Below are 5856 nucleotides of genomic sequence, written 5' to 3'. Positions count from 1 at the left end.
GACAGCATAACGCCCCGCCCACCCGGTATTTCGGGTGGGCGGGGCGCTTTACTATGGGGCGCTTTACTGCATTAAGACGCTAGTGCGTGGAGGCGCCGGGCTGACCGAGAGCGCCTGAGGTTTCGGCGGCTTCGGAGGTTTCGGAGGCTTCGGCGGGCTGCTCATCAGCGACCAGCATATGCTCCGGCAGGGTGCCGCGGTGCTTCGCCACCACAAAACGCGAGACCAACAGCAGAATGTACACCACCATCGAAATCAGCAGCATCGACTGCGGCGCCAACACCAGACCAACCACAGCGGACGCACCCGCAATGGCGGCAGTCGTGCGGTCCTGAGAACTGCGATACGCATCGATAGCGAGCACCGCAAAGAGCGCCGTCATCACAAAATCCACGCCCTTGAGCTCACTCAAGAAACTCGAACCCAACACGTAACCGAGCGTTACGCTCGCCAGAACACTCAGGTGCAGGCCCGCGTGAATCCACAGGATGCGGGAGGCACGCAGCTTATGGCGGTCCGGCCCGGTGTTCAGCACGTACGCCTCATCAATGAGGGTGTACACGGTGTAGAACTTCGCCAACCCGCCACGCACACGCTCAATCGGGTACGACAGACCGTACATGAGGTGGCGCGAATTAATGAGCAGAGTCATCACCGCAATAGAGAACAGCGACGCATGCGTAGAGATCATGTCAATCAGCACGAACTCCACCGAACCGGCAAAAACAACGGCAGGTAGCAGGGGAGCCACCCAGAACGGCAGGCCGTAACTGTGCACCAGCACGCCCAGACCAATGCCGACAAAGAACAGGCCAAGCATAATTACGCCGGCAACGCGCATCGCCTCCGCAAAACCGCTCTCGCGCGGGGGCTGAGAGCCCTGCGCATTGGGGGAGGCGGTCGCCTCCACTACCGGAATCATGCCGGTCAGCGGAAGAGCGGAGGCAATAACCTGCTCAACCTGCTGCTGGGTTGCCCGCTGAGGTGCGGGCTGGCTCGCGTGCTGCGGTGCGGGGTGACCAGCAGAAACAGCGGGGGAAGAAACAGCGGGGGAAGAAACAGACTTCTTAGAAATGCTCATCGTGACCCCCTAGAAAACCCAGTTAGCCAGCACAACGCAGGTGACGGTACCCGCCACCATACTCAACACCATATTCTTACGCCACAGGTGCACACCCACGGTCACCACCAGACCCGCCAGATACGGCGCCGCCGTAGCGAACGAGGAGTAATCAATCTTCGCCACCGCATAGATGGCAAGCAGCGCGACGGCACCGAGCGGAATCCAGTGGCTGAGCGCATCCAAAAGTTCGGAGCCAGCCAGCGCCTTCTTCAGACCGAAGGGAAGCAGGCGAAGCAGGAACGTAATACCCGCAGCCACAAGAATTGCGGCAAGAATATAGCCGGTGGTCACTTCACTGTTCATGAAGATTTTCTCTTTCTGCACATACTCAGCGAAAGAACCCGAAAAGAGCGGAAGAACCCTGAACGAGGCGTGCGGGTGAAGCTGCGAAAGCAACTGTGAAACCTGAAAGCATCCGCGGAAAAGGGTAGGGAGAACCCAGCCGAAGAGAGGAGTGGGTACTAAGTAGTGCGGTAGGTACGTGAGTTGATGAAAGCCGCGAAACATGGAGGCGGAGGGCCGTTCCTCCTGCACGAGTTTTCTGCGTGGGTTTTCAGTGCAAGTTGTTTTGCGCAAGTTTTCTGCGCGGGTAGTTGCGCGCGTCAGTAGTTCTCGTGTGTTACCTCGGGTGATGCCGCTCCCGGTGCGGTGTTACTCCGGGGCGGCACAGCGTTCTGCGTCGCTAGTTTCCTTAGCGGTGTCTTTCATCTGAGTCATGGGGTACCTCAACCTCTGGGAGCCTCCGTGCAGGTTCGCGCGGGAGGCACTATGCGAATCCTAGAAATAGAAAGAGGGGGAGCGAAGCTCCACTCATCTATCCTAACGGGTTTTGAGCACGTATGTAACGTCCTTATCGCTGTGTGGAAGCGGGCGCATCAGCGGTAGCGGCAGTGTCAGGGCTCTCTACGGCGATGCAGGGGGTCTCCGCGGCGTTTTCAGCCTCAGGCGCCACCTCAGGCACAGTACGATGCGGCAGCGTACCGCGGCGCTTCGCCACCGGGAAACGCGCCAGCAGCAGCACCACATACGAACCCAACGCCACCACCAGGAACGAGGACGGCGCAAAAATCAGCGCAACCGCGGCTGAAACCGCAACAAACAGTGCCGTCACGCGATCCGGGTTAGCGCGGTAGCCGTCCATCGCAAGAACCGTGAAGATAGCCACCATCACAAAATCCACGCCCTTCAAGCTGCTCAGGAAGCTCGCGCCCAGCACATACCCGAGGACAACGCTCAGAATCCACGACACGTAAATCAGCACGTTCACCCACAGAATGCGAGCGCCCGAACGCTCATTACGGTCGGGACCGGAGTTAAGCGCGAACGCCTCATCACACAGAGTGTGAATCGCCAGAGCCTTAGCCCAGAAACCCTTCACATTGTGCAACGGGTAGGAAAGCCCGTACACCAGATGGCGCGCATTCACCAGGAACACCGTCAACGCAATCGACGCCAGGGGCGTGCCAGCGCTGACCATGCCCACCATCAGGAACTCCACCGAACCGGCAAAAACTAGGGCAGAGAGCAGCGGCGCAGTCCAGATGGGCAGACCGTGCGCGCTGAGGATAATACCCAAACCCAAACCCAGCACAGCGATACCGAGCATCACCACGGAAGAATCCGCAACAGCCAAGCGGAAATCATTCTGCGCGCCTGTTCCCTTAAATCGAGTGCCCTGAAGCTTAGCGCGCTGAAGTTTAGCGCCCTGTAGCTTGGGAGTCTGTGCCATAAGTGGGTTCCTCGTATGCGTTACGTTCTGTGAAATGCCTCGTCTGCCTGTAAGCGGGTCATAGATAACGCCCGCCGCGGCTTTCCAGTGTATAGGAGAGGCCGGTTGGCCGAGCAGAAAAAGAGTCCGGGAATAAAATATGAGAAACACGCTTATAGTGAATGACACTAAACAACGACACTAAACACGGCGGCGCTGAATAACCTAGCGACCGCGCAGGCAACCCGAAAGGAACCTCAATGGCTGAACAGAATGCCTCCCAGAACACCGCAGAAGAGCAGAAGAAGGTGTATTCGCGCCAGCAGGAACGCCGTGAACTCGAAAACTACCGCCAGACCAAGATCGAGCGCATCGACCGCTTGCGCTACCGCGCCTACGGTGCCAATGGTGCGACCCTCGACTTCGGTGTGGGTGAGGGTCTGCTGACCCCCGTCGAGCTGCTGCTCGCAGCGATTGCCGGTTGCTCCTCCGTGGACGTGGACGCGGGCACCTCCCGCCGCGCCACCCCCGAGGTGTTCGAGGTGCTCGCCTCGGCGCTGAAGCAGACCGAAGACGGTGCGGTGCGCCTCGACGACGTTGAGGTGGACTTTGATGTGCGATTCCCCGAGGATGAGCAGGGCGCCAAGGCGCAGAAGATGGTGGACCGTCTGATTCAGCTCAGCGAGCAGAAGGACTGCACCGTTTCCCGTACCGTGGAGCACCCCACGAACGTGTCGTTCCACAACCTGGCGGACTAAAGCCGGGTGAGCTGAATAAGTTGAATAAACCGGGCGAACGAGCCTGATATGGAACCCTCCCGTACCGCTTGTGATGAGGCGGTGCGGGAGGGTTTTCCTGTGTTTTTCTGTGTTTTTGTGGTTTTGGGGTGGAAAAGGGCGGGGAAAGCGGGTAGGATTGACCCTCAGATTAGAAAAACTTACGGTACGTAAGAAATCCTTATGATTAAAGAATTTCTTGACCGCAGGCCAAACCTTCGGCGGCACCACGCACAGCAAGACTAGACTGGACACCAGACTAAACCGCTAGCAAACGCACGAAGCAATAGCCTCAGAAAGAAGACCTGACATGGCACAGCCTACAGAGACTTCCGGCGCTGCATCGGAAGCCACCCCCGCAGAGGGTGAACTGAAGCGAGGCCTCTCCGCCCGCCACATGCAGATGATCGCAATCGGCGGCGCAATCGGCACCGGCCTCTTCGTCGCCTCCGGTAAGACCATCTCCACCGCAGGCCCCGGCGGCGCAATCCTCGCCTACGCCCTCATCGGCATGATGGTGCTCTTCCTCATGCAGTCCCTCGGCGAGATGGCTGCGCACCTGCCCGTCCCCGGCGCATTCCAGACCTACGCGGCACGCTACGTGTCCCCGTCCTTCGGCTTTGCCATGGGCTGGAACTACTGGTTCAACTGGGCGATTACCGTTGCCGCCGAACTCGTCGCTGTCGGCGAGGTGATGAGGTACTGGTTCCCGGACGTCCCATCCTGGGTGTGGGCGGCAGGATTCCTCGTGCTGCTGACCGGCATCAACGCCCTCTCGGCACGCTCCTACGGTGAGAGCGAATTCTGGCTCGCCACCATCAAGGTCGTGACCGTGGTTGTCTTCCTCATCGCAGGTATCGCCATGATCTTCGGCATCCTGGGCGGTAGCTCCCCGGGCTTCTCCAACTGGACCGTCGGTGAGGCACCCTTCGTTGGCGGCGCACCCGCCGTACTCGCCATCTTCATGGTTGCAGGCTTCTCCTTCCAGGGCACCGAAATGATTGGTGTGGCAGCTGGTGAATCTGAGAACCCCCGCCGCGACGTGCCCCGCGCACTGATCAGCGTGTTCTGGCGCATCATGCTCTTCTACATCGGCGCGATGGTCGTCATCGGCTTCCTGATTCCTTACACCGACCCGAACCTGCTCACCGCTGCAGACGGCAACATCAACATCTCCCCGTTCACCCTCATCTTCGAGCGTGCGGGCATCGCCTTCGCGGCAGCCGTCATGAACGCCGTGATTCTCTCCGCAGTGCTCTCTGCTGGTAACTCGGGCCTGTACGTTTCGGCTCGTATGCTCTTCGCGCTCGCCCAGGAGGGTAAGGCGCCGAAGATGTTCGCCCGCATCAACTCCGGCGGCGTGCCCATGAACGCGCTGCTGGCAACCGCAGCTATCGGTGCGGTCGGCTTCATTGCCGCGCTACTTTCGCCGGATGGTGCGTACCTGTGGCTGGTGAACGTGTCCGGTCTGGCTGGCTTCATCACCTGGGTGGGTATCGCCGTGGCGCACTACCGTTTCCGCCGCGCATACCTGAAGCAGGGCAACAGCCTGGAGGATCTGCCCTACGTGGCGCCGTTCTTCCCCGCGGGTCCGATTATTGCCTTCCTTATGTGCCTGGTCGTTATTGGTGGCCAGAACTATGAGGCGTTCCTGAACGGTGACTGGGCTGGCGTGCTTAGCTCCTACATCGGTCTGCCCGTGGTTATCGCGGTCTGGCTGGCGCACCGCGTGGTCACTCGTGACCGCCTCATTCCGCTGGAGCAGATTGACGTGAGCGGCATTGAGGTTAAGGCTTCGAAGTAAGCTGAACCGCTTGATATAGCCGATATACGAAGAGCCGCCGGTTCCCCTGAGAAGGGGAGCCGACGGCTCTTTACGTCCAGCTCTTCACCTCCAAAAAGTTTGTGCCTGTCAAGCGAAGTACACGTAACACATGGTCGGGATGAGAATCTGAAACGTGTAGGTGTTAGGGTGGAGACCATGCAGACGAACCCGAATACTTCCGCCCAAAACCCCGCCGAGCACAGCGCCATCGACAGCACCCACCACGTCGTGAACGTGTGCGCCGTAGCAATCCGCAACCGGGACGGGCTCGTACTCACCGTGCGCAAGCAAGGCAGCGACGGGTTCATGATGCCCGGCGGCAAACCCGAGCCGGGGGAAACCCCGCTACAGACCGCCTGCCGTGAAGTGAGCGAAGAAATCGGACTCACCCCCGACCCCGCCCGGATGCACCACCGCGGACTCC

General features: G+C 59.8%; 6 protein-coding genes. 3 read left to right on the top strand and 3 right to left on the bottom strand.

Going from position 1 to position 5856, the window contains the following annotated elements:
- Positions 1-79 precede the first annotated feature (79 nt).
- The 3 genes from Q0216_RS07015 to Q0216_RS07005 form a co-directional block, all read right to left on the bottom strand.
- Positions 80-1081, bottom strand: coding sequence for an AzlC family ABC transporter permease (locus Q0216_RS07015; RefSeq protein ID WP_298594040.1), 1002 nt, complete (start codon positions 1079-1081; stop codon positions 80-82).
- Between the two features lie 9 nt (positions 1082-1090).
- Positions 1091-1426: a branched-chain amino acid transporter permease gene (locus Q0216_RS07010; protein ID WP_070677633.1), complete on the bottom strand. Its 336-nt coding sequence runs from the start codon at positions 1424-1426 to the stop codon at positions 1091-1093.
- 547 nt (positions 1427-1973) lie between these two features.
- Positions 1974-2852 (bottom strand): AzlC family ABC transporter permease, encoded by an 879-nt coding sequence (locus Q0216_RS07005; protein WP_298594037.1) that lies wholly within the window; start codon positions 2850-2852, stop codon positions 1974-1976.
- A gap of 239 nt (positions 2853-3091) precedes the next feature.
- On the opposite strand from Q0216_RS07005, the gene Q0216_RS07000 reads away from it, so the two are divergent.
- From Q0216_RS07000 to Q0216_RS06990, 3 genes are all read left to right on the top strand, one after another.
- Positions 3092-3589, top strand: a complete 498-nt coding sequence (locus Q0216_RS07000) for an OsmC family protein (protein ID WP_294640304.1) — start codon at positions 3092-3094, stop codon at positions 3587-3589.
- A gap of 328 nt (positions 3590-3917) precedes the next feature.
- Positions 3918-5411, top strand: a complete 1494-nt coding sequence (locus Q0216_RS06995; protein ID WP_298594035.1) for an amino acid permease — start codon at positions 3918-3920, stop codon at positions 5409-5411.
- Between the two features lie 177 nt (positions 5412-5588).
- The coding region (locus Q0216_RS06990) for an NUDIX domain-containing protein (RefSeq protein ID WP_298594042.1) at positions 5589-5856 on the top strand (268 nt) is incomplete at its 3' end.

The organism is uncultured Rothia sp., from assembly GCF_937976295.1.
Taxonomy (GTDB): Bacteria; Actinomycetota; Actinomycetes; order Actinomycetales; family Micrococcaceae; genus Rothia.
Note: the sequence above shows the minus strand (reverse complement) of the source record. Positions and strands in the feature narration are given on the sequence as shown.

Coding starts and splice junctions, on each gene's coding strand:
- Q0216_RS07015 (WP_298594040.1), bottom strand. CDS start 1,081: ATGAGCATTTCTAAGAAGTCTGTTTCTTCCCCCGCTGTTTCTTCCCCC.
- Q0216_RS07010 (WP_070677633.1), bottom strand. CDS start 1,426: ATGAACAGTGAAGTGACCACCGGCTATATTCTTGCCGCAATTCTTGTG.
- Q0216_RS07005 (WP_298594037.1), bottom strand. CDS start 2,852: ATGGCACAGACTCCCAAGCTACAGGGCGCTAAACTTCAGCGCGCTAAG.
- Q0216_RS07000 (WP_294640304.1), top strand. CDS start 3,092: ATGGCTGAACAGAATGCCTCCCAGAACACCGCAGAAGAGCAGAAGAAG.
- Q0216_RS06995 (WP_298594035.1), top strand. CDS start 3,918: ATGGCACAGCCTACAGAGACTTCCGGCGCTGCATCGGAAGCCACCCCC.